Origin of the sequence: Nocardioides sp. LML1-1-1.1, from assembly GCF_040676175.1 — a bacterium.
GTDB lineage: Bacteria > Actinomycetota > Actinomycetes > Propionibacteriales > Nocardioidaceae > Nocardioides.
In genome coordinates, this window is sequence record NZ_JBEGHK010000001.1 from 856,469 (window position 1) to 876,473 (window position 20,005).

Below are 20,005 nucleotides of genomic sequence, written 5' to 3' on the forward strand. Positions count from 1 at the left end.
TGAGACACATCAGCCGATCTGTCTAGGCTCAGGCCTGGACGGCCTCCGGCACGGAGGTGCCCGGCGTACGACGCTCGGCGTCGGTCAGCCACGCGAGCTGCTCCAGCCGCTCGAGGATCGTGTGCAGCAGGTCGGCGGTCGTCGGGTCGGCCGCGTCGATGTCGTCGTGGATGCGACGAGCGGTGCCGGCGACGGCGTAGATCGAGGCGACGATCGCGTCGATGGCGTCACCCGTGAGCACCTCGCCCAGCGGGAAGGCGGGCAGGCTGGTCTGTGCGGCGATCCGGGCCGAGGTGCCGTCCGGGACGGCGTACACGGCGCGCATCCGCTCGGCGACGTCGTCGCCGAAGTCGCGGGCGGCGTCGATGATCTCGTCGAGCTGGAGGTGGAGGTCGCGGAAGTTCGGGCCCACGATGTTCCAGTGCGCCTGCTTGCCCTGGAGGGCGAGGTCGTTGAGGTCGACGAGGAGCTGCTGGAGGTGGCCGGCGAACTGCTCGTCGGCACGGAAGGCGGGGTGCGAGACGTGCTTCTCGGTGCGGTGGCGGGTCGCGGTGGACATGCGGTGGTGCTCCTTCGCTAGCGGTCACGGTGGCCAGCCCGGTAGGGCCGATGCAGCTCACCCTGCCATTCTTTCTTGAACGATTCCAGGAAAGGCAGCCTTGCCTCACTCGCGATGAGTCTCGCTGTCGGTGCCGGTCTCTAGCGTCATGGCCATGAGCGAACCGATGATCAGCGCGACCGGGTTGGTCAAGCGCTACAAGGACGTCGAGGCCCTCGCGGGGCTCGACCTGGCGGTGCCCGAGGGCAAGGTCCTCGCCCTGCTGGGCCCCAACGGGGCCGGCAAGACCACCGCCGTGCGCTGCCTGACCACGCTGCTGAAGCCGGACGCGGGCGCCGCCCGGGTCGCCGGCATCGACGTGCTCGCCGACCCCGCGGCGGCCAAGTCGAAGATCGGGCTGTCGGGGCAGTACGCCGCGGTCGACGAGCACCTCACGGCGTACGAGAACCTGGTGATGATCGGCCGACTCTACCACCTCGGCCGCACCCGGGCCCGGGCCCGCGCGCAGGAGCTGCTGGAGCGCTTCGACCTCACCGAGTTCGCCAGCCGACCGACCAAGACCTACTCCGGCGGTCAGCGCCGGCGCCTCGACCTGGCCGGTGCGCTGGTCGCCGCGCCGCCGGTGATCGTGCTCGACGAGCCCACCACCGGGCTCGACCCGCGCAGCCGGCAGCTGATGTGGGACGTCATCCGGGAGCTGGTGGGCGACGGCGCGACGCTGCTGCTGACGACGCAGTACCTGGAGGAGGCCGACGTGCTGGCCGACGACATCGTGGTCATCGACCACGGCCGCGAGATCGCGCACGGCACGGCCGACGAGCTCAAGGCGCAGACCGGTGGCCAGCGGATCGAGGTGGTGCTGGTGAGCCCCGCCGACAGCGAGGCCGCGAGCCGCGTGCTCAACGAGGTCGCCGTCGGCGAGGTCCAGGTCTCCGGCGGCGGGCGCGAGCTCGGCGCCGCCGTCGGCGACGAGGCCGCGGGCGACCTGCTCCGCGTCCTGCAGGCCTTCGAGCGCGACGCCGTGAAGGTCCTCGACGTCGGGCTGCGACGACCCACCCTCGACGACGTCTTCCTCTCCCTCACCGGACACGACAGCACGGAGGCCGACCAGTGAGCACCATGGCGCAGGCAGTGAACGACGGCTGGGTGGTCGCCCAGCGCAACCTCATCAAGATCGTCCGGGTCCCCGAGATCCTGGTGTTCGTCCTCGTCAGCCCGATCATGTTCGTGCTGCTCTTCGCCTACGTCTTCGGCGGCGCGATTGAGACACCGGGGGTCAACTACCGCGAGTGGCTGATCGCCGGCATCTTCGGCCAGACCATCGTCTTCGGCGCGACGTTCACCGGTGCCGGGCTCGCGGAGGACATGCAGAAGGGCATCATCGACCGGTTCCGCTCGCTGCCGATGTCCAACTCGGCCGTGCTGGTGGGGCGCACGTCGTCCGACGTGGTCTACAACGTGCTCTCGCTGATCATCATGGCGATCACCGGCTTCATCGTCGGCTGGCGCATCCGCGAGGGCTTCCTCGACGCGATCGCTGGCTTCGCGCTGCTGCTCGTCTTCGGCTACGCGATCAGCTGGGTGATGGCGTGGGTCGGGCTGATGGTGCCGAGCGTGGAGGTCATCAACAACGCGTCGTTCATCGTGATCATGCCGCTGACCTTCGTCTCCAACGCCTTCGTGCCGACCAGCTCGTTCAACAGCGTGCTGAAGCCGGTGGTCGAGTGGAACCCGGTCTCCGCGGTCACCCAGGCCAGCCGCGACCTCTTCGGCAACACCGGCGTGGGGCCGGGCTCCGACGCGTGGTCGCTGCAGCACCCGGTCGCCTACACGCTGTTCTGGGTGGTCGGCATCATCGCCATGTTCGCGCCGCTGGCGGTGCGGCAGTACCGGCTGACGACCAGCAAGTGATCCCGGCTGCTCAGGCGGAGACCGGCGCCCGGTCTCCGTCGAGCAGCACGGGGAGCGCCTCGACGCCGTAGACCGCGGACAGCTTGCGGAAGTCCAGGTCGGAGATGTCGGCGGCCATGGCGAGGTTCGGGAAGCGCTCGGCAAGCATCTGCAGGGCGGTGCGCAGCTCCATCCGGGCGAGCTCGGCGCCGACGCAGCGGTGCATGCCCCAGCCGAAGGCCAGGTGGCGGGTCGGCTCGCGCTCGGGGTCGAAGGAGCCGAGGTCCTCCCCGAGCACCGGGTCGCGGTTGGCCGCCAGGAGCGAGACGCCGACCGCGTCGCCCTCCTTGATCAGCACGCCGCCCACCTCGACGTCGGTCTTGGCGAAGCGCAGGAACGCGAGCTGGACGACGCACAGGTGGCGCAACAGCTCCTCGACGACCTGGTTGACCTGCTCGGCGTCGTCGGAGCGGAGCATCTCGCCGGCCTTCGGCGTGGTGGCGATCAGGTAGGCCCCCAGCGCCAGCATCGAGGCGGAGGTCTCGTAGCCGCCGAGGAAGACGCCGTCGGCGATGCCGCCGAGGGTGACGTCGTCGAGCTCGTCACCGTGCTCCTTCAGCAGCGCGCCGATCAGCCCGTCGCCGGGGTTGGCCCGCTGCTCACGCACCGCGTTGATGAGGAACTCCCGGGTGTGGGCGGCCGCCCCGAAGGCACCGGCTCCGCCCTCGGTGAGGTCGAAGCGGGCGACGCCGAGCTCGAGGAAGCGGGCCCGGTCGTCGACAGGAAGGCCGAGCAGGTCGCAGATGACGTCGAACGGTACGGCGAACGCGAACTCCTCCACCATGTCGACCGGCTTGCCGGAGGCACCGGCGGCGGCCATCGCGTCGAGGCGCTGCTTGACGATCGACTCGATGCCGGGCTGCAGCCGGTCGAGGCGGCGCATCGTGAACTCGGGGGTGAGGTAGCGGCGCAGCGCGGTGTGCAGCGGCGGGTCGGTCATGCCGAGGCCGCCGATCTGCTCCTCGTCGGAGCGCCCCTCCTGGGAGACGAACTGGCCGAGGTCGTTGGACCAGACCTCGGCGCCGCCGGCGAGCACCTCGCGCGACTCCTCGTAGCCGCTGACGAGCCAGACGCCCTTGCCGAACAGGTCGGCGAGCTTCTTCACGGGCTGCTCGGACTGGACCTTCATCATCGCGGGCAGCGGGTCGAGACCCTCGCGCTTGAGGGGCAGGGTGACGGCGGACGGCAGGAAGCGCAGCTTGCGCAGGTCGATGCCGTTGCGCATCGTCCGGTTGAGCAGCCAGACGCCCACGCGCTGCTTCACGGTGCCGAGGAGGGGGATGCGCATGGCGCTATTCCACCAGACGACACAGCCGGGCAGATCCGGAAGTTCCCTGATCCGACCCCGATATCCAGGTGACGCCCACCACTCGACCGCCCGGCTAGCCTGAACGCGTGCCTGAGACCACTGTCGACTGGAACCTGTACGACGCCGTGCTCTTCGACCTCGACGGCGTCGTGACGCCGACGGCCGAGGTGCACATGCATGCCTGGGCGGCGATGTTCAACGACTTCCTGTCCGCGCGCGGGGACGACCAGCCGCCGTACACCGACCAGGACTACTTCGACCACGTCGACGGCAAGCCCCGCTACGACGGCGTCCGCTCCTTCCTCGCCTCCCGCGGCATCACCCTGCCGGAGGGCACGCCCGAGGACCCGCCGACCGCGGAGACCGTCGCCGGGCTCGGCAACCGCAAGAACGAGGCGTTCAACGAGATCCTCGCCAAGGACGGCGTCGAGGCCTACCCCGGCTCGGTGCGGCTGGTCGAGCAGCTGCACGGCAGCGGGAGGAAGCTGGCGGTCGTGTCGTCCTCGCGCAACGCCCCGGCCGTGCTGGAGGCCGCGGGGCTGACGCACTACTTCGACTTCGTCATGCACGGCGGGCTCGCCGCCGAGCTGGGCCTGGCGGGCAAGCCCGCCCCGGACACCTTCACGCACGCGGCCGAGGTGCTCGGCGCCACCGACGACAGGGCGGTCGTCCTGGAGGACGCCACCAGCGGGGTGGCGGCCGGACGGGCCGGCGGCTTCGGCCTGGTGATCGGGGTCGACCGCGGGGCCGGCGCGGACGCCCTGCGCGCGGCCGGCGCGGACGTCGTCGTCCGCGACCTGGCCGAGCTGGCGGACCAGACCGAGCAGACGGGGGAGCAGGCGTGAACGCACCGGAGGGTCCCTCGCACAAGGCGCCGCCCGTCGGCGACCCGCTCGACCGCAGCCGCTTCCCCGTCGACGAGTGGCGGCTGGTCGAGACCCGCTTCGACAAGCACGACCTGGGCACGACCGAGTCGCTGTTCACCGTCGGCAACGGCTACCTCGGCCTGCGCGGCAACTACTCCGAGAGCCGCGACGCCCACGTCGACGGCACCTACATCAACGGCTTCCACGAGACCTGGCCGATCTCCCACGCCGAGGAGGCCTACGGCTTCGCGCGGATCGGCCAGACGATCGTCAACGTGCCGGACCCCAAGGTGATCCGGCTCTACGTCGACGACGAGCCGCTCCAGGTCTCGGTCGCCGACCTCATCGAGTACGAGCGCGCGCTGGACTTCCGCACCGGCGTGCTCTCCCGCGACCTGCTGTGGCGCACGCCCGGCGGCAAGCGGGTGCGGATCCGCAGCACCCGGATGGTGCCGCTGGAGCAGCGCCACCTCGCGGTGCTGACCTTCGAGGTGACCCTGCTCGACCAGCGCGCCTCGCTGGCCATCTCCTCGCAGCTGATCAACCGCCAGGACCAGGAGCGCGAGGCGCCCAACGGCAACGGCGAGGATGCGGCCGAGGACGGCGCCGACCCGCGCAAGGCGGAGATGTTCAGCCGCCGGGTGCTGGTGCCGCGGCTGCACGGCGCCGACCCGGACACCGGGCGGATCAAGCTCGGCTACCGCACGGCCGAGAGCGGGATGACCCTGGGCGTGGTCGCCGACCACACGTTGGAGACCGAGGCGTCGTACTCCATGGAGGTGCACTCCGAGGACGACATGGCCAAGGTGATCTACCGGGTCGCGGCTGACCCCGGCGTCCCCGTGCGGCTGACGAAGGTGGTCGCCTTCCACACCGCCGAGACGGTGCCGCCGCGCGAGCTGATCGACCGGTGCGAGCGGACCCTCGACCGCACCCACGAGGAGACCGTCGCCCACCAGTACGCCGCCCAGGAGGCCTGGCTCGCGGACTTCTGGGCCCGCGCCGACGTGGAGATCCCCGGCCAGCCGGCCGTGCAGCAGGCGGTCCGGTGGAACCTCTTCTCGATCCTGCAGGCCTCGGCGCGCGCCGAGGGCCAGGGCATCGCGGCGAAGGGCGTCAGCGGCTCCGGCTACGGCGGGCACTACTTCTGGGACACCGAGATCTACGTGATGCCCTTCCTCACGTACACGATGCCGTGGGCGGCCCGGAACGCGCTGCGCTTCCGCTCGACCCTGCTCGGCAACGCCCGCCACCGCGCCCGCGAGCTGTCGCAGAAGGGCGCGCTCTTCCCGTGGCGCACGATCAACGGTCACGAGGCGTCGGCCTACTACGCCGCGGGCACCGCGCAGTACCACATCGACGCGGACATCGCCTACGCCCTGAGCCAGTACGCCGGCGCCACCGGCGACGACGAGTTCCTGGCCCGCGAGGCGGTCGACATCTTCGTCGAGACCGCGCGGCTGTGGGCCGACCTGGGCTTCTGGCGCGACGAGACCAAGCGGACCTTCCACATCCACGGCGTCACCGGGCCCGACGAGTACACCACCGTCGTGAACGACAACCTGTACACGAACGTGCTCGCGCGCTTCAACCTGCGCCGGGCGGCCCGGGCGGTGTGGGAGCTGCAGCGCGACGACCCCACGGCCTACGCGGCCCTGGTCCGTCGTACCGGGCTGACCGAGGACGAGCCGGAGGAGTGGGCCGAGTGCGCCCAGGGGATGTACATCCCCTACGACGCCTTCCTCGGCATCCACCCGCAGGACCACCACTTCCTCGAGCGCGAGATGTGGGACCTGGAGAACACCCCGCTCGACAAGCGGCCGCTGCTGCTGAACTACCACCCGCTGGTGATCTACCGCTTCCAGGTGCTCAAGCAGGCCGACGTGGTGCTCGCCCTCTTCCTCCAGGGCGAGGAGTTCACGCCCGAGCAGAAGAAGGCCGACTTCGACTACTACGACCCGATCACCACCGGCGACTCCACGCTGTCCGCGGTCGTGCAGTCGATCATGGCCGCGGAGGTCGGCTACCACGACCTCGCCCTGCGCTACTTCCTCTCCGCGCTCTACGTCGACCTCGACGACCGCCACAACAACACCGCCGACGGCGTGCACGTCGCCTCCACCGGCGGCGTGTGGAGCGCCCTGGTCGGCGGCTTCGGCGGCTTCCGCGACATCGGCTCGGGCGCCGGCGACCAGCAGTGGCAGGTCGACCCGCGGCTGCCCGACGGCTGGGAGTCGTTGACCTACCGGGTCACCCTGCTCGGCACCCGGGTCCGGCTCACCGTGCGGCCCACCGAGCTGGAGCTGTACGTCGAGCACGGCGACGGGCCGGTCACCCTCTCCGTGCGCGGCGAGCCCGTCAAGCTCGCCCCCGGCGACCCGGTGGTGCTCCCGCTGGAGCACCAGGGTCCGCGCCTGGAGGGCGAGCCGCCGTACCCGGCGGGGATCCAGCGGGCCGACGGGACGGTGATCTCGGCGATCGTGCCGAGCGGGGAGTGAGCTCGGACCGTGCTAGCCGGCGAGGTGGCTGCGCAGCACCTTCGCGACGTCGTCGAGCGGCTGGGACGAGCGGTAGGTGCGGGCGAGCATGATCGCACCCTCCACGGCCGCGACGGCGGCGCTCGCCAGTGAGCGCGCCTCGTCGGCACCACGACCGTCGGCGACGAGCAGCGCGGCGATGGCGTCGGTCCAGCGGGTGAAGGCGCGGCGGGCGACCTCGGCGGTCTCCGGCGAGCCGGGGCTGAGCGCGAGCGCGCCGACCGGGCAGCCCGCGTCGTAGTCGCTCTCGACGAGCAGCCCGCGCCAGAACTCCACGAACAGCTCGACCAGCTCGGCGGGGCCGCCGGTGGCGCTCTCGATCATCGTGCCGATGAAGTCGGCGCCCTGCTCCCCGGCCTCGAGCAGCAGCTGGTTCCGTCCGCCGGGGAAGTGGTGGTAGATCGAGCCGCGGGGCGCCTGGCTGCGGGTCAGCACCGCGTCGAGGGTCACCGCGCCGGTGCCGCCCTCCCGCAGCAGCGCCACCGCGCTGTCCAGCATCCGCTGTCGCGTGCCACGCGCCACGTGCCTCTCCTACCGGTCTCCTCCGTGCGACCCGGATCACCCTACCGTCACTCTTGACTATGACATGTTGCATAGCGGAGGGTCGGGACATGGCGACCACGGCACCCGAGCCCACCTGGCAGAAGACCGCCTGCATCCTCTGCGAGTGCAACTGCGGCCTGGAGGTCGCGCTCGACGGGCGGCGGCTGGCGAAGATCCGCGGCGACAAGGAGCACCCCGAGTCGCAGGGCTACACCTGCGAGAAGCCGCTGCGCCTGGACTACTACCAGAACGGCCGGCACCGGCTGGACACCCCGATGCGGCGTCGGCCCGACGGCACCTACGAGCCGGTCGACTGGACGACGGCGCTCGACGAGATCGCCGAGCGGCTGGGCGCGGTCCGCGACGCGCACGGCGGCGAGAGCATCGCGTTCTACGGCGGTGGCGGCCAGGGCAACCACCTGCAGGGCGCGCACGGGCGGGCGCTGATGAGCGCCCTCGGCGTCCGGCTCTACTCCAACGCGCTCGCGCAGGAGAAGACCGGCGAGGCATGGGTCGACGAGCTGCTCTACGGCAGCCACACCTCCGGCGACTTCGAGCACGCCGAGGTGTCGGTGTTCGTGGGTAAGAACCCGTGGCAGTCGCACGGCGTCGCCCGCTCCCGGCCCACCCTGCGCGAGATCGCCCGCGACCCCAAGCGGTCGATGATCGTCATCGACCCGCGCCGCTCGGAGACCGCGGAGCTCGCCGACTTCCACCTCCGGGTCCGCCCGGGCACCGACGTGTGGTGCCTGGCGGCCATGGTCGCGACCCTGGTCCAGGAGGACCTCGTCGCGCACGACTGGCTGGCCGCCCACGCGGAGGGGGTGGAGACGCTGCTCGCGCACTACCGCGGCGTCGACATCGCCGCCTGTGCCGCGACCTGCGGCGTCGAGGAGGAGCTGGTCCGGGCCGCGGCACGGCGGATCGCGGACGCGGAGAGCGTGGCGACGTACGAGGACCTCGGGGTGCAGATGGCGCCGAACAGCACCGTGGTGTCCTACGTGCAGAAGATGCTGTGGATCCTCACCGGCAGCTTCGCCAAGCCCGGCGGCATGCACATGCACTCCTGGATGTTCCCCGTCGCGGGCTACTGGTTCCCGATCGACCGCGACCGTCGCCTCGCCCGCCAGCAGGTACGGCGCACGCTCGGCCTGGCCGCGATGGGGCTCGGCTCCGGGGCGGTCCGCCGTGGGGTGGCGCTGGCGGGCCGTCGTACCGGGACCGGGAAGGTGGCCAACGCCCTGGCGACCGGCGCGCTGGACACCTTCTTCGAGGCGGTGGCGGTGCCGCTCGCGGCGGACCTGGCGGGCCGGCTGGCGATGTACCACTCCGCACCCGAGACGACGCCGGTCACCGGCGCCCGGGTGATCGGCGGCATCATGCCCGCCTCCGCGCTCGCCGAGGAGATCCTCACCGACCACCCCCAGCGAGTGCGGGCGCTGTGGGTCGAGGCGTCCAACCCGGTGCACTCGCTGCCGGAGTCCGAGCAGCTGCGCGCGGCGTTCGCGCAGCTCGACCTGAGCGTGGTCATCGACGTGGCGATGACCGAGACCGCCCGCTGCGCGGACTACGTGCTGCCCGCGGCGAGCCAGTTCGAGAAGTGGGAGGCCTCGCTCTTCACGCTGCACTTCCCGCACAACGCCTTCCAGCTCCGCGCGCCGCTGATGTCGCCGCTGCCCGGGACGAGGCCGGAGGCCGACATCTACGCGGAGGTGATCGACCGGCTCGACGTGGTCGAGCCCGCCCTGCTCGACCAGCTCACCGCGGCGGCGCGGGTGGGCCCGGAGGCCTTCGCGCTGGCGTTCTTCGGCACCGTCCACGCGCGGGAGGACCTGCGCGGGCTGACGCCGTACCTGCTCCACCGGACGCTGGGCCGCACCCTCGGCGCGGGCCGCGAGGCGACCGCGACCGTGTGGGGCCTGGCCCAGCTCGCCGCCATCGCACACCCCGAGGGTCTCGCCCGGGCCGGCTTCACCGGGGCCGGCTTCCGCACGGGGCAGGCCCTCTTCGAGGCGGTCGTCGAGCGGCGCGAGGGGGTCACCTTCACCGTCGACACCTACGACGACGCCTGGGACTACGTCCGCCACGAGGACGGCCGCTTCCACCTCGTCGTGCCCGAGCTGCTGGCCGAGCTGGACGCCGTGCTGGCCGCGCCCGCGGCGTACACCAGCGCGGAGTTCCCGCTGGTGCTCTCGGCCGGCGAGCGCCGCTCCTTCACCGCCAACGTGATCATCCGCAACCCCGAGTGGCGCCGTCGTGACGCCGAGGGCGCACTGCGGGTCTCCCCCGAGGACGCCGAGGCCCTCGGGCTGACCGACGGCGGCCGGGCCCGGGTCGTCACCGAGCGCGGCAGCGCGGAGGCGGCGGTCGAGGTCAACGACATCATGCAGGCCGGGCACGTCTCGCTCCCGAACGGGCTGGGCGTGACCTACCCGGACCAGGACGGCGAGAGCCTGGTCGGGGTCCCGCTCAACCAGCTGACGTCGAACACCCGGCGCGACCGGTTCTGGGGGACGCCGTGGCACAAGCACGTCCCCGCGCGGGTCGAGGCCCTGTGACCCGGGGGGCGCGGTGACCCGGACGGTCGCCGACGCGATGGTGACCATCCCGAAGACGCTGCCCGCCTCGGTCCGGGTCGAGGAGGCGCGGGCGGCGTTCGCGGACCCGAAGGTGCACCTGCTCCTGCTGACCCGCGGCTCCCGGCTGGTCACCACGCTGACCCGGGCCGACCTCGTCGGCGCGGTCGGCGGGCCTGTCCGCTGGCACGGGCGCACCGCGGGCCGCGTCACGGCGCCGGGCGAGTCGCTCGCGGAGGTCGGTGCGTGGATGCGGCAGACCGCCACCCGCAGGCTGGCCGTGATCGCCGAGGACGACCGGCTGCTCGGCCTGCTGTGCCTCAAGGCCGACGGCTCCGGCTTCTGCTCGGACGCCAACGTCCGCGCCCGCATGTCCGACAGGCGGACAGATCTGTCTCATTCAATGGGCAATGTGATGCACTGAGGCCATGACGATCTCGGTCGCGCGCCGGTGGGCGATGCTGGCCGCCGGTACGACGGCCCAGGCCGCCAGCGCCGCGATGGTCACCGCGCCGTCGTTCCTCATCCCCGAGCTGCACCGCCCGGTGGGTGAGGGCGGGCACGGGATGAGCCTCGCCGAGGCGGGTCTGGTCGCGGCGGCCGCGACAGCCGGGCTGATGTGCACCCTCGTGCTGTGGGGCGTGGTGGTGGACCGGCGCGGTGAGCGGTTCGCGCTGCTGACCGGGTTGGCGATCACCGCCGGGGGCGGCGCCGTGGCGACGCTGATGGGCGAGCCGTGGCCGATGGCGGCGGCGCTGTGCGTCGCCGGGGTGGGCGCCGCGGCGACGAACTCCGCCTCCGGCCGGGTCGTCGTGGGCTGGTTCCCGCCGGAGCAGCGGGGCCTCGCGATGGGCATCCGGCAGACCGGGCAGCCGCTGGGCGTCGGCCTGGCCGCGGCCACCGTCGCCGTCGTGGCGCACCACGCGGGCATCGGCCCGGCGCTGTGGGTGCCCACGATCGCGGCGGCCCTGAGCGCGGTGCTGGTGGCCCTGGTCGTCGTCGACCCGCCCCGGCCGGACCGCGCGGCGGCGGCCGAGGTCACCAACCCCTACCGCGCCGACGCCTTCCTCGCCCGCGTGCACGGGGCCTCCGTGCTGCTCGTGGTCCCGCAGTTCCTGGTCTGGACCTTCGGGCTGACCTGGTTGGTGGAGGACCTCGGCTGGTCGCCGGGCGTCGCCGGCGGGGTCGTGGCCGGCACGCAGGTCGCCGGTGCGGCGGCGCGGGTCGGCGCCGGCTGGGCCTCCGACCGGGTCGGCAGCCGGATGCGCCCGATGCGGTCGGTCGCCGTCCTCGCGGCGGCCACGATGGCGCTGCTCGGCGCGGCCGCGCTCGCCGCCGACGGCTCCGGGCCGGTGACCGCCGCGGCGGTCGTCCTGCTCGTCGTCGCCTCCGCCGTCACCGTCGCCGACAACGGGCTCGCCTTCACCGCCGTCGCCGAGCGGGCCGGGCCGTTCTGGTCCGGGCGCGCGCTCGGCCTGCAGAACACCGCTCAGCACCTGGCGGCCGTGGCCGTGCCGCCCCTGGCCGGGCTCGCGATCACGGCCGGTTCCTACGGCGCGACCTTCGCGCTGGCGGCCCTCTTCCCGCTGGTGGCCGTGTCCGTCGTACCCGTGCACGGAGAGCGTCGGGTCGGCTGAGCCGACGGTAGCCTGGCGCCGTGGCAGGTCGTCAGGCGGTGGTGGGCGCGTTCCTCCTCAGCGCCGCGGTGAACCTCGCCGCCGTCCTGCTCCTGACCTCCCGGGACGGCTTCCTCAGCGAGGGCCCCTGGTTCGCGCTGTTCTTCGTGACCCCCGCCCTCACGATCGCCCTCGCACTCTGGGCCGGAAGGCGCTGGGGGACGCCGGTCGGCCGGGCGGTCTACGGCGGCGTCGTGGTGTGGCTGGTCGCGGTGCTCTACGGCGTCTCAGCCCTGGCGAGCATGGGCAGCTGAGGCCCCGAGGGCGGCAGACCGCACGTCAGCTCCGGCTCGCTCGTCCCGACACCTGGGACATGTCGTAGTCGACGACCACGGGCGCGTGGTCGCTGAGCCGCACCCCGAGGTGCTCCCGGTCGACGACCGCGTCGCGGGCCGCCCGGGCGAGCGCGGGCGTCGCGAGGTGGTAGTCGATCCGCCAGCCGGCGTCCTTGGCGTAGGCCTGGCCCAGCCAGCTCCACCAGGAGTAGGGGCCCTCGGTCTCCGGGTGCAGCCGGCGCACCACGTCCACCAGCGTGCGCGGGGTCAGCTGGGCGTCCAGCCAGGCACGCTCCTCGGGCAGGAAGCCCTCGACCTGGTTGCTGCGCCGCCAGCTCGCGACGTCCAGCCGGGTGTGCGCGACATTCAGGTCGCCCGTCAGCAGGAACTCCCGGCCCGCGCTCGCCGCCCGGCGCCGGGCCGCCGACAGGTGCCGGGCGAAGCCTGCGAGGAAGGCCATCTTGCGGTCGTACTTCGCTCCCCCGTCGGGGTTCTCGCGCATCCGCCGCGGGTCCTGCAGGTGCGCCGGCAGGCCGCCCTTGGGGAGGTAGAGGCTGGCCACGGTCAGCGGTACGTCGGCGAGGTCGACCTCGACGTACCGGCCCTCGGTCGCGTGCTTCCTCAGCTCGCGGGCCAGCGGCCGCTCCGGGTCCGGCACCGACCAGGTGCGCACCGCCACCGGTGGGACCCGGGTGAGCACCGCGACGCCGTTGCGGCCGGCGACCTGGCCGAGGTCGTGGCTGGCGTGGAAGTGGCCGAACGCCTCCTCCGGCAGCGCTTCCTCCGGGCAGCGCACCTCCTGCAGGGTGACCACGTCGCACCCGCGGGTCGCGAGCCAGTCGCCGAAGCCGCGGCGGTGGGCCGCGCGGATGCCGTTGACGTTGACGGTGGCGATGCGGAGCACCGCAGGAGACTAGGCGGTGCGCCAGGCGTCGAGGAGGGCGGCCTCCCGCTCCCGGGTGATCCCGCCGATCCGCGCCGTGGGGTCGGACTCCAGCCACGCGCGGGTGTCCCGCGCGGTCTCCGCGAGGGGGCGGACGGTGAGCCCGGCGTCGAGGGCCGGCTGCGCGTCGTGGGCCAGCATGCCGTCGTACGCCGGCCGCGGGAGCCACACGGGGATGCTGCCGGACCCGGTCCACGGCTCCACGCCCTGGCCGGCCAGGAAGTCGTCCGGGAGCCAGGTCACCGCCGCCTCCGGGGCGATCGCGCCGACGAAGTCGCTCATCGGCGACCGGGGGCCGACGGCGTCGAGGGTCACCCCGGGCTGCTGCTCGGCCAGGACGAGGATCCATGCGGCGAGGTCACGCACGTCGATCACCTGGACCAGGCTGTCCGGCTCGCCCGGGCCGACGAGCGCACCGGCCTCCCCGGTCCGGCGCGCCCAGTAGGCGAAGCGCCCGGTCGGGTCACCCGGCCCGACGATCAGGCCCGGCCGCAGCACCGTCGCCGACGTCGCCCGGCTGCGGACGAGGTCCTCGCAGACCACCTTGAGCGGGCCGTACTCCTCGCCCACCGGCTCGTGCAGCCGTCCCGCGCCCGGCCCGGCGGGGTCGCTGTCGTCGGCGTAGACGGAGATGGTCGAGACGAACACCCAGTGCGTGTCCGCCACGACGTCGAGGGCGTGCCGCACGTGCGCCGGCCGGCGCGCGACGTCGACCACGGCGTCGTACGGCCCGGCGGCGCGGAGGTCCGGCGGCGCCGGCTCGTCGCGGTCCCAGGTCACCGTGGTGACGCCGGGCGGGACCGTGCCCGACTGCCCGCGGTTGGCGCAGACCACCTCGTGCCCGCGCTGGGCGGCCTGCGCGGCCACCTCGCGGGAGAGGAACTGCGTGCCCCCGAGCACGAGCAGCCGCATCAGAGGAAGGCGGCCGGGTCGAAGTCGTCGATCGGGATGATCCGGACCCGGGGGAGCCGCTCGTTGAACGCGAGCATGTCGTACTCCAGGTCGAAGAACTGCAGCCCGCGTCCCGCGAACTGGCCGAACGCGCTGTTGCGGAACTCGGTGAACCCCGCCAGCCCGATCCGGCGCCCGTCCAGCAGGTCCTCGACCTGCTCGACGAAGTCACCGTCGTTGCTGACCAGGACGACGTCGGCGTCCCGGCTGCGCAGCTCGGCCAGGGTGCGCTGGATGGCGATGTCCACGACCTTCTGGCCCGGACCACCGGACAGCGGGATCGGCCGGTAGCCGATCGCCATCAGCGCCTGCACGAAGGACATCGGCAGCTCGGTGTTGGCCGCCAGGAAGAACAGCCCGTTCGTCGGCTGCCCCCACTGCCGCTCCACGAACTGCAGCAGGCGCTCCCAGCGCGGCCGCTCCTCGGGTCGCGGCCGGCGGCCGAGGATCGAGTTGCCGAGGGTGGCGTCGATGTTCTCCCCGTCCACCAGGACGTGGGTGGTCCGCGCGGTCTCGCCCATGCGAGAAACCTACGCCCTCCGCACACGCGCCCGCAGGGGACGGCGGTCGCCGCCACCCGCACGGCCTGACAGGCTGGGCGCATGCGGATCCCTGCGGTGCTGGCGGCGCTCACCCTCGCGCTGAGTGCCTGCGGGGGCGGTACGACGGACACCCGGCCCACCCCGGCCCCCACCCCGACACCGACCACCGCGACTCCGACCACCGCGACTCCGACCACCGCGACTCCGACCACCGCCAGCCCGACCCCCGTCCCCACGCGGGATCCCGCGCCGTCGTACCGCGACGGCATCGACGCCTCCCACCACCAGGGCCCGATCGCCTGGCGGGAGGTCGCGCGCAGCGGGATCACCTTCGCCTACCTCAAGGCGAGCGAGGGCACCGGCTTCACCGACCCGGACTTCGCCGACAACCGGCGCAAGGCGACCCGGGCCGGCATCGACGTCGCGGGCTACCACTACTTCCAGCTCTGCTCCGACGGCGCCGCGCAGGCCGAGCACTTCCTCGCCGTGCTCGGCGACGCGCGGTCCAGCATCCCGCCCGCGCTCGACCTGGAGCTCCAGGGCAGCTGTGCCGACCCGCCGGCGCCGGCGGCGCTCCTGACCGAGGTGCGCGCCTTCCTGCGCCGGGTCGACCGCGCCACGGGGATGCGGACGCTGGTCTACCTCTACCCCGAGCTCGAGGCGCGCTACGGCTTCGCGGACGACCTGGCCTCCCACCCCCAGTGGGTACGACGCCTGGGCGACCGCCCGCCGCGCCGTCCCTGGGCGGTGTGGCAGCACGACGACGCCGGGTCGGTGCCCGGGATGAGCGGCAACGTGGACCTGAACCGGATGAGAGCCGACCGTTCCGACTAGCCGCTTCGTGGCTTGCGCCGCTTCACCGCCGGCACGACCAGGTTGGGGATGGCGCGCAACACGAACTGGTCGAAGTGCGGCACTGTGAAGGCGGCGTATCCGTGTTCGGGCGTGTAGAGCAGACCCATGTTGATGAGCTCGGCGCGGGTGGGCGCGAGGTTCTCCGACGTCCGGTCGGGACCCATCACCTCCGCGACCACGGACGCTTTCTGTGGCTCCGGGCCGAGCTGGGCCATGGCCCGCAGGTAGGCCCGCTGCAACTCAGTTGCCCGGTCCAGACGCACCCGGAAGAACGACTCGTCCAGCTTTGCCTCGTAGCCCGGAACGGCAGCGACGACGTCATCACGCGTGATGATGGGCCCCTCCGCGATCGTCCAGACGGCGTACCCCAGCTCCTGGAGGAAGTACGGGTAGCGACCGGTCAGGGCGACGGCCTCGTCCAAGGCGTCGGAGGTGTAGTCCGCGTCCTCGTCCTGCGCGGGTCGGACGAGCGCCTCCCGGGCGTCCTCGGGAGACAGGATCCCGATCGCCGGGAACTTGAAGAGTCGCTCGGCATAGGACTTGGCGTCGCCCGCGAGCTCCGCGATCTGGGGCAGACCCGCGGCGACCATGGTGATCGGCAGCTTGCGCTGCACCATCTTGTGAAGCCCCTCGATGACGGCCTCCAGCTGCTGCTTGCTGAGGAACTGGACCTCGTCGAAGAGCAGCACCACCCCCCGGTCCCGTTCGGCCGCGGCCTCGCCGACGGCGAGCAGGAGGTCGGTGAGATCGAGGGCCAGATTGGCATGGTCCGCGAAGCCTTCGGCAGCCTCGACATCGAGGCCCGCGGTCCATGCACCCGCCGCGTCGACGTGGAGGGTGAAGGACTTCAGGACCGCGGCAGCGTGCCGGAAGCGGTCGGACCACCTGGCCTTCGGCGACAGCTCGAAGAGGGCGGTACGGAGCCGGGTTGCGATGTCGCGGCGGAAGCCGTTCTCGTCGTTCTTGCTGACCTCGAGCTCGACCACCACCCAATCACGTGCGAGCGCCTTCGTCCGGAACTGGCCGAGCAGCACCGTCTTGCCCACACCGCGCAGCCCCGTGATGATCATCGACTGCTCGGTCCGGCCGGAGGCGATGCGCGCCAGCAGCAGATCGAAGGACTCCAGCTGGTCGTCGCGGCCGACGACGGCCTGTGGCTCGGCCCCGGCATTCGGCGTATAGGGGTTGGTCAGCGCCTTCACCCTGCCACCTTACAGACTTTAGACGACTTTATCTGTTTCTTATAAGTCGCTCTAAGGCTTGTCAGACGCCAGGTGGGGTCCTGCCACCGACGCCCCGGAATCTCTCGCTGGCCTCGGGCGTTGACCAGGGCATGTCCACCATCGACCTCACCGCCGGCAACTTCGAGCAGACGGTCCTCGACAACCAGATCGTCTTCGTCGACTTCTGGGCGTCCTGGTGCGGTCCGTGCCGCAACTTCGCGCCGATCTACGAGGAGGCCTCGGAGAAGCACGGCGACCTGGTCTTCGCCTCGGTCAACACCGAGGAGGAGCAGCAGCTCGCCGCGGCGGCCCGGGTGACCTCGATCCCGACGCTGATGGCCTTCAAGAACGGCGCCCTGGTGTTCTCCCAGGCGGGTGCACTGCCCGGCCCGGCGCTGGAGCAGGTGATCAGCGCGGTCCGTGACTTCGACCCGGCCGCCGCTCCGACCGATGACTGAGCCGACCGTCCTGCAGCTCGGGCTCGACACCTTCGGCGACGTCACCCTCGACCCCGACACGGGCGAGCGGGTGCCCTACCCGCAGGTGATCCGCAACCTGGTCGCGGAGGCCGAGCTCGCCGACCGGGTCGGTGTCGACGCGATCGGCATCGGCGAGCACCACCGCGACGACTTCGCCGTCTCCGCGCCGGAGATGGTGCTGGCGGCGATCGCGGCCCGGACCGAGCGGATCCTGCTCGGCACGGCGGTGACCGTGCTCAGCTCCGACGACCCGGTCCGGGTCTACGAGCGCTTCGCCACCCTGGACGCGGTGTCCGGTGGCCGTGCCGAGATCACCCTCGGCCGCGGCTCGTTCACCGAGTCCTTCCCGCTCTTCGGCTTCGACATGGCCGACTACGAGCGGCTCTTCGCCGAGAAGCTCGACCTCTGGTCCGCGCTGCAGGGCGAGGGCACGGTCTCCTGGAGCAACGGCACCCTGCGCGCCCCGCTGCGCGAGGCCCACGTCTTCCCGCGCACCGAGCGCGGCCACATCCCGACCTGGATCGGCGTCGGCGGCTCGCCGGAGTCGGTGGTCCGGGCAGCCCGCTACGGCTTCCCGCTGATGCTGGCGATCATCGGCGGCGACCCGGCCCGCTTCGCGCCGTACGCCGACCTCTACCGTCGCGCGCTCACCGAGCTCGAGCAGCCCTCGCTCCCGCTCGGGGTGCACTCGCCGGGCTTCGTCGCGGACACCGACGAGGAGGCCCGCGAGCTGCTCTACCCGCACTTCAAGGCCAACCGCGACCGGATCGGTGCCGAGCGCGGCTGGGGCCCGGTCACCCGCGAGCAGTACGACGCCGAGGTCGAGCAGGGCTCGCTCTACGTCGGCTCCCCGGAGACCGTCGCGCGCAAGATCGCCGCGACCGCGCGGGCGCTGGGCATCCAGCGCTTCGACCTGAAGTACAGCAACGGCTCGATGCCGCACCCGCTGCTGCTGCGCAGCATCGAGCTCTACGGCACCGCGGTGGTCCCGCGGGTGCGCGAGCTGCTGGCGGAGGCGCCGGTCAGCGCCTGACCAGGTCGGGCCGGACGGCGAGGAAGAGCCCGACCATCACCTCGACGAGCTGCTCGCGGTCGGCCGGCAGGTCGCCGCGGAGCACCGCGCCGATGGTGTGCGCGACCCCGCCGATGAGGAACTGCGCGGTGGCCCGCAGCTCGACCGGGAGACCGTCCGCGGCGGCCGCGGGGTCGCCGCTGGAGGCGGTGGCCGCGACCATCCCGGCGAACCGGCTGCTCTCGGCGAGCACCCGCGGCCCGAGCATCGGCGAGCTGACCGAGTCGACGAGCGCGACCCGGCCCTTCGCCGGGTCGTCGAGGTAGAGGTCGACCATCTCGGCCAGCACCGCGCGGACGCGGCCGACCGGGTCGCCGGGCGCGGTGCCGAGCGCCGCGACCGCGCGGGTCTCGGCCTCCGCGACGATCGCGTCGAAGACCGCGAGCTGGAGCGCCTCGATGCTCTCGAAGCTCTCGTAGAAGTAGCGCGCCGCGAGCCCGGACGCTTCGGCGACGCCGCGCACGGTGGCGCCGGCGACGCCGCGCTCGCCCATCACGGCGAGGCCCGCGGCGAGCAGCCGGGCACGGCGCTCCGCCACGCGCTGGGCGGCGTCCTGGCCGCCGTAGCGTCGGGCGTCGGTCATGGCGGACATCTTGACACAGCCGTGAGCAGATGGCTGGATGGGGATCTGTCAACACTCGTTGACTGATCCCGAGGAGCCGCCATGTCCGTCGCCCCCTGGCACCCGTCCCAGCCGCACGCCGCGCTGGCGGCCGACGTCCGCCGCTGGCTGGGCACGCCGGCGACGTTCGCCCTCTACGGCCGGCTGGCCCTCGACCAGGTGGCCTGGCGCGAGGTCGCCGCCGCCGTCGACGCCAGCGGGCGGTTCGCCGCGAACTTCACCGACCGCGGCATCCGCAGCGGCCTGTGGGGGCCGCTCCTGCTCTTCGGCGACGAGGCCGACCGGGCCGCCATGGCGACCCGGCTCAAGGACCTGCACGGTGAGGTGCGCGGCCGCGGGCAGGGCCACTTCGCGGGCGAGCGCTACAGCGCGCTCAACCCCGACGTGTGGAAGTGGGTCGGTACGACGAGCATGCTGGTCTTCCACACCGGCTACGTCACGACGTACCCGGGGCTGAGCGAGGCCGAGCGCGACGTCGTCTACGCGACCGTGCTGCACCTGTCCGACTTCGACCTGCCCAGCGAGCGGGCCCGGCTGCCGCGCACCCGGAGCGAGGCGGAGGCCTACTACGACGAGGTCGCGGCGACCCGGCTCGACGACAACGAGTTCCTGCAGTGGGCCAACCGGAGCTTCGACGCGCTCCCCGTGCCGACCCTCCTCGGCCCACGCTGGCTGCACCTGCTGCTCACCCCGGCCTGGCGGCTGCTCACACCGGCGCTGACCAGGCCCGCGAAGATCTGCGCCGAGAGGGCCGCCCACCCGCGGATGCGTGAGCTGCTCGGCGTGCGCTGGACCCGCCGGCGCGAGCGGGAGTTCCGGCTCTACGCCGCCCTGGTCCGCGGTGCGCGCCGCGTGCTGCCGCAGTGGCTCCTGCTGGACCCGCTGGCCCACAACCGCCTGCGCTACGAGCAACTGCGGGCGGCCTACCGCAAGACCCAGCTGACGTCGTTCGCCCCGCCGCAGTAGCGCTTGCCTGCGGCGGGGCGAACACCCGGACTCTCGGCCATCCCTGACCCGACCCGGGCTG

General features: G+C 72.7%; 20 protein-coding genes. 12 read left to right on the forward strand and 8 right to left on the reverse strand.

Annotation, left to right across the window (positions count from 1 at the left end):
* Nucleotides 1-28: 28 nt before the first annotated feature.
* A complete protein-coding gene (locus MRBLML1_RS04185; protein ID WP_364511820.1) occupies nucleotides 29-559 on the reverse strand; it encodes a Dps family protein in 531 nt (176 codons plus the stop codon).
* Nucleotides 560-713: 154 nt separating this feature from the next.
* Between MRBLML1_RS04185 and MRBLML1_RS04190 the strand changes: the two genes are divergently transcribed.
* Nucleotides 714-1,673, forward strand: coding sequence for an ATP-binding cassette domain-containing protein (locus MRBLML1_RS04190; RefSeq protein ID WP_364511823.1), 960 nt, complete (start codon nucleotides 714-716; stop codon nucleotides 1,671-1,673).
* Nucleotides 1,674-1,678: 5 nt separating this feature from the next.
* Complete coding sequence (locus MRBLML1_RS04195) at nucleotides 1,679-2,470, forward strand: ABC transporter permease (protein ID WP_364511826.1); 792 nt, start codon at nucleotides 1,679-1,681, stop codon at nucleotides 2,468-2,470.
* A gap of 10 nt (nucleotides 2,471-2,480) precedes the next feature.
* Here MRBLML1_RS04195 and MRBLML1_RS04200 read toward each other — a convergent pair whose 3' ends face one another.
* Nucleotides 2,481-3,797, reverse strand: coding sequence for a cytochrome P450 (locus MRBLML1_RS04200; RefSeq protein WP_364511829.1), 1,317 nt, complete (start codon nucleotides 3,795-3,797; stop codon nucleotides 2,481-2,483).
* A gap of 107 nt (nucleotides 3,798-3,904) precedes the next feature.
* Between MRBLML1_RS04200 and MRBLML1_RS04205 the strand changes: the two genes are divergently transcribed.
* Nucleotides 3,905-4,663, forward strand: coding sequence for an HAD family hydrolase (locus MRBLML1_RS04205; protein ID WP_364511832.1), 759 nt, complete (start codon nucleotides 3,905-3,907; stop codon nucleotides 4,661-4,663).
* The gene (locus MRBLML1_RS04210) at nucleotides 4,660-7,182 is read left to right on the forward strand and encodes a glycoside hydrolase family 65 protein (RefSeq protein ID WP_364511835.1); all 2,523 of its coding nucleotides are present in this window, start codon (nucleotides 4,660-4,662) and stop codon (nucleotides 7,180-7,182) included. The genes MRBLML1_RS04205 and MRBLML1_RS04210 overlap by 4 nt, the downstream gene beginning before the upstream one ends.
* Nucleotides 7,183-7,194: 12 nt before the next feature.
* Here MRBLML1_RS04210 and MRBLML1_RS04215 read toward each other — a convergent pair whose 3' ends face one another.
* Nucleotides 7,195-7,743, reverse strand: a complete 549-nt coding sequence (locus tag MRBLML1_RS04215; protein ID WP_364511838.1) for a TetR/AcrR family transcriptional regulator — start codon at nucleotides 7,741-7,743, stop codon at nucleotides 7,195-7,197.
* 89 nt (nucleotides 7,744-7,832) lie between these two features.
* Here MRBLML1_RS04215 and MRBLML1_RS04220 point away from each other — a divergent pair, with 89 nt between their 5' ends.
* From MRBLML1_RS04220 to MRBLML1_RS04235, 4 genes are read left to right on the forward strand one after another with little or no spacing between them, the layout of a single operon-like run.
* Nucleotides 7,833-10,322 (forward strand): molybdopterin-dependent oxidoreductase, encoded by a 2,490-nt coding sequence (locus MRBLML1_RS04220; protein ID WP_364511840.1) that lies wholly within the window; start codon nucleotides 7,833-7,835, stop codon nucleotides 10,320-10,322.
* 13 nt (nucleotides 10,323-10,335) lie between these two features.
* Complete coding sequence (locus MRBLML1_RS04225) at nucleotides 10,336-10,764, forward strand: hypothetical protein (protein ID WP_364511842.1); 429 nt, start codon at nucleotides 10,336-10,338, stop codon at nucleotides 10,762-10,764.
* 4 nt (nucleotides 10,765-10,768) lie between these two features.
* Entirely contained in the window at nucleotides 10,769-11,977 is a 1,209-nt protein-coding gene (locus MRBLML1_RS04230; RefSeq protein WP_364511844.1) for an MFS transporter, read from the forward strand.
* A 20-nt stretch (nucleotides 11,978-11,997) separates the two neighbouring features.
* Nucleotides 11,998-12,270 (forward strand): hypothetical protein, encoded by a 273-nt coding sequence (locus MRBLML1_RS04235; protein ID WP_364511846.1) that lies wholly within the window; start codon nucleotides 11,998-12,000, stop codon nucleotides 12,268-12,270.
* A gap of 25 nt (nucleotides 12,271-12,295) precedes the next feature.
* Here MRBLML1_RS04235 and MRBLML1_RS04240 read toward each other — a convergent pair whose 3' ends face one another.
* From MRBLML1_RS04240 to MRBLML1_RS04250, 3 genes are read right to left on the reverse strand one after another with little or no spacing between them, the layout of a single operon-like run.
* The gene (locus tag MRBLML1_RS04240) at nucleotides 12,296-13,195 is read right to left on the reverse strand and encodes an exodeoxyribonuclease III (protein WP_364511848.1); all 900 of its coding nucleotides are present in this window, start codon (nucleotides 13,193-13,195) and stop codon (nucleotides 12,296-12,298) included.
* 9 nt (nucleotides 13,196-13,204) lie between these two features.
* Nucleotides 13,205-14,146: an NAD-dependent epimerase/dehydratase family protein gene (locus MRBLML1_RS04245; RefSeq protein ID WP_364511851.1), complete on the reverse strand. Its 942-nt coding sequence runs from the start codon at nucleotides 14,144-14,146 to the stop codon at nucleotides 13,205-13,207.
* Complete coding sequence (locus tag MRBLML1_RS04250; protein ID WP_364511854.1) at nucleotides 14,146-14,706, reverse strand: NYN domain-containing protein; 561 nt, start codon at nucleotides 14,704-14,706, stop codon at nucleotides 14,146-14,148. Before MRBLML1_RS04250 ends, MRBLML1_RS04245 begins: the two co-directional genes overlap by 1 nt.
* A gap of 81 nt (nucleotides 14,707-14,787) precedes the next feature.
* Between MRBLML1_RS04250 and MRBLML1_RS04255 the strand changes: the two genes are divergently transcribed.
* The gene (locus tag MRBLML1_RS04255; protein ID WP_364511857.1) at nucleotides 14,788-15,561 is read left to right on the forward strand and encodes a glycoside hydrolase family 25 protein; all 774 of its coding nucleotides are present in this window, start codon (nucleotides 14,788-14,790) and stop codon (nucleotides 15,559-15,561) included.
* On the opposite strand, the gene MRBLML1_RS04260 is transcribed toward MRBLML1_RS04255, so the two are convergent.
* Nucleotides 15,558-16,784 carry an ATP-binding protein gene (locus MRBLML1_RS04260; RefSeq protein WP_364511860.1) on the reverse strand — a complete coding sequence of 409 codons (1,227 nt, stop codon included), beginning with the start codon at nucleotides 16,782-16,784 and terminating at the stop codon, nucleotides 15,558-15,560. The two genes, MRBLML1_RS04255 and MRBLML1_RS04260, sit on opposite strands and share 4 nt — an antisense overlap.
* Nucleotides 16,785-16,915: 131 nt before the next feature.
* On the opposite strand from MRBLML1_RS04260, the gene trxA reads away from it, so the two are divergent.
* A complete protein-coding gene (gene trxA, locus MRBLML1_RS04265; protein WP_364511862.1) occupies nucleotides 16,916-17,263 on the forward strand; it encodes a thioredoxin in 348 nt (115 codons plus the stop codon).
* The gene (locus tag MRBLML1_RS04270) at nucleotides 17,256-18,317 is read left to right on the forward strand and encodes an LLM class flavin-dependent oxidoreductase (protein WP_364511864.1); all 1,062 of its coding nucleotides are present in this window, start codon (nucleotides 17,256-17,258) and stop codon (nucleotides 18,315-18,317) included. Before trxA ends, MRBLML1_RS04270 begins: the two co-directional genes overlap by 8 nt.
* On the opposite strand, the gene MRBLML1_RS04275 is transcribed toward MRBLML1_RS04270, so the two are convergent.
* Complete coding sequence (locus MRBLML1_RS04275) at nucleotides 18,307-18,939, reverse strand: TetR/AcrR family transcriptional regulator (protein ID WP_364511866.1); 633 nt, start codon at nucleotides 18,937-18,939, stop codon at nucleotides 18,307-18,309. The two genes, MRBLML1_RS04270 and MRBLML1_RS04275, sit on opposite strands and share 11 nt — an antisense overlap.
* Nucleotides 18,940-19,020: 81 nt before the next feature.
* On the opposite strand from MRBLML1_RS04275, the gene MRBLML1_RS04280 reads away from it, so the two are divergent.
* Entirely contained in the window at nucleotides 19,021-19,944 is a 924-nt protein-coding gene (locus MRBLML1_RS04280) for an oxygenase MpaB family protein (protein ID WP_364511869.1), read from the forward strand.
* The last annotated feature ends 61 nt before the right edge of the window (nucleotides 19,945-20,005 follow it).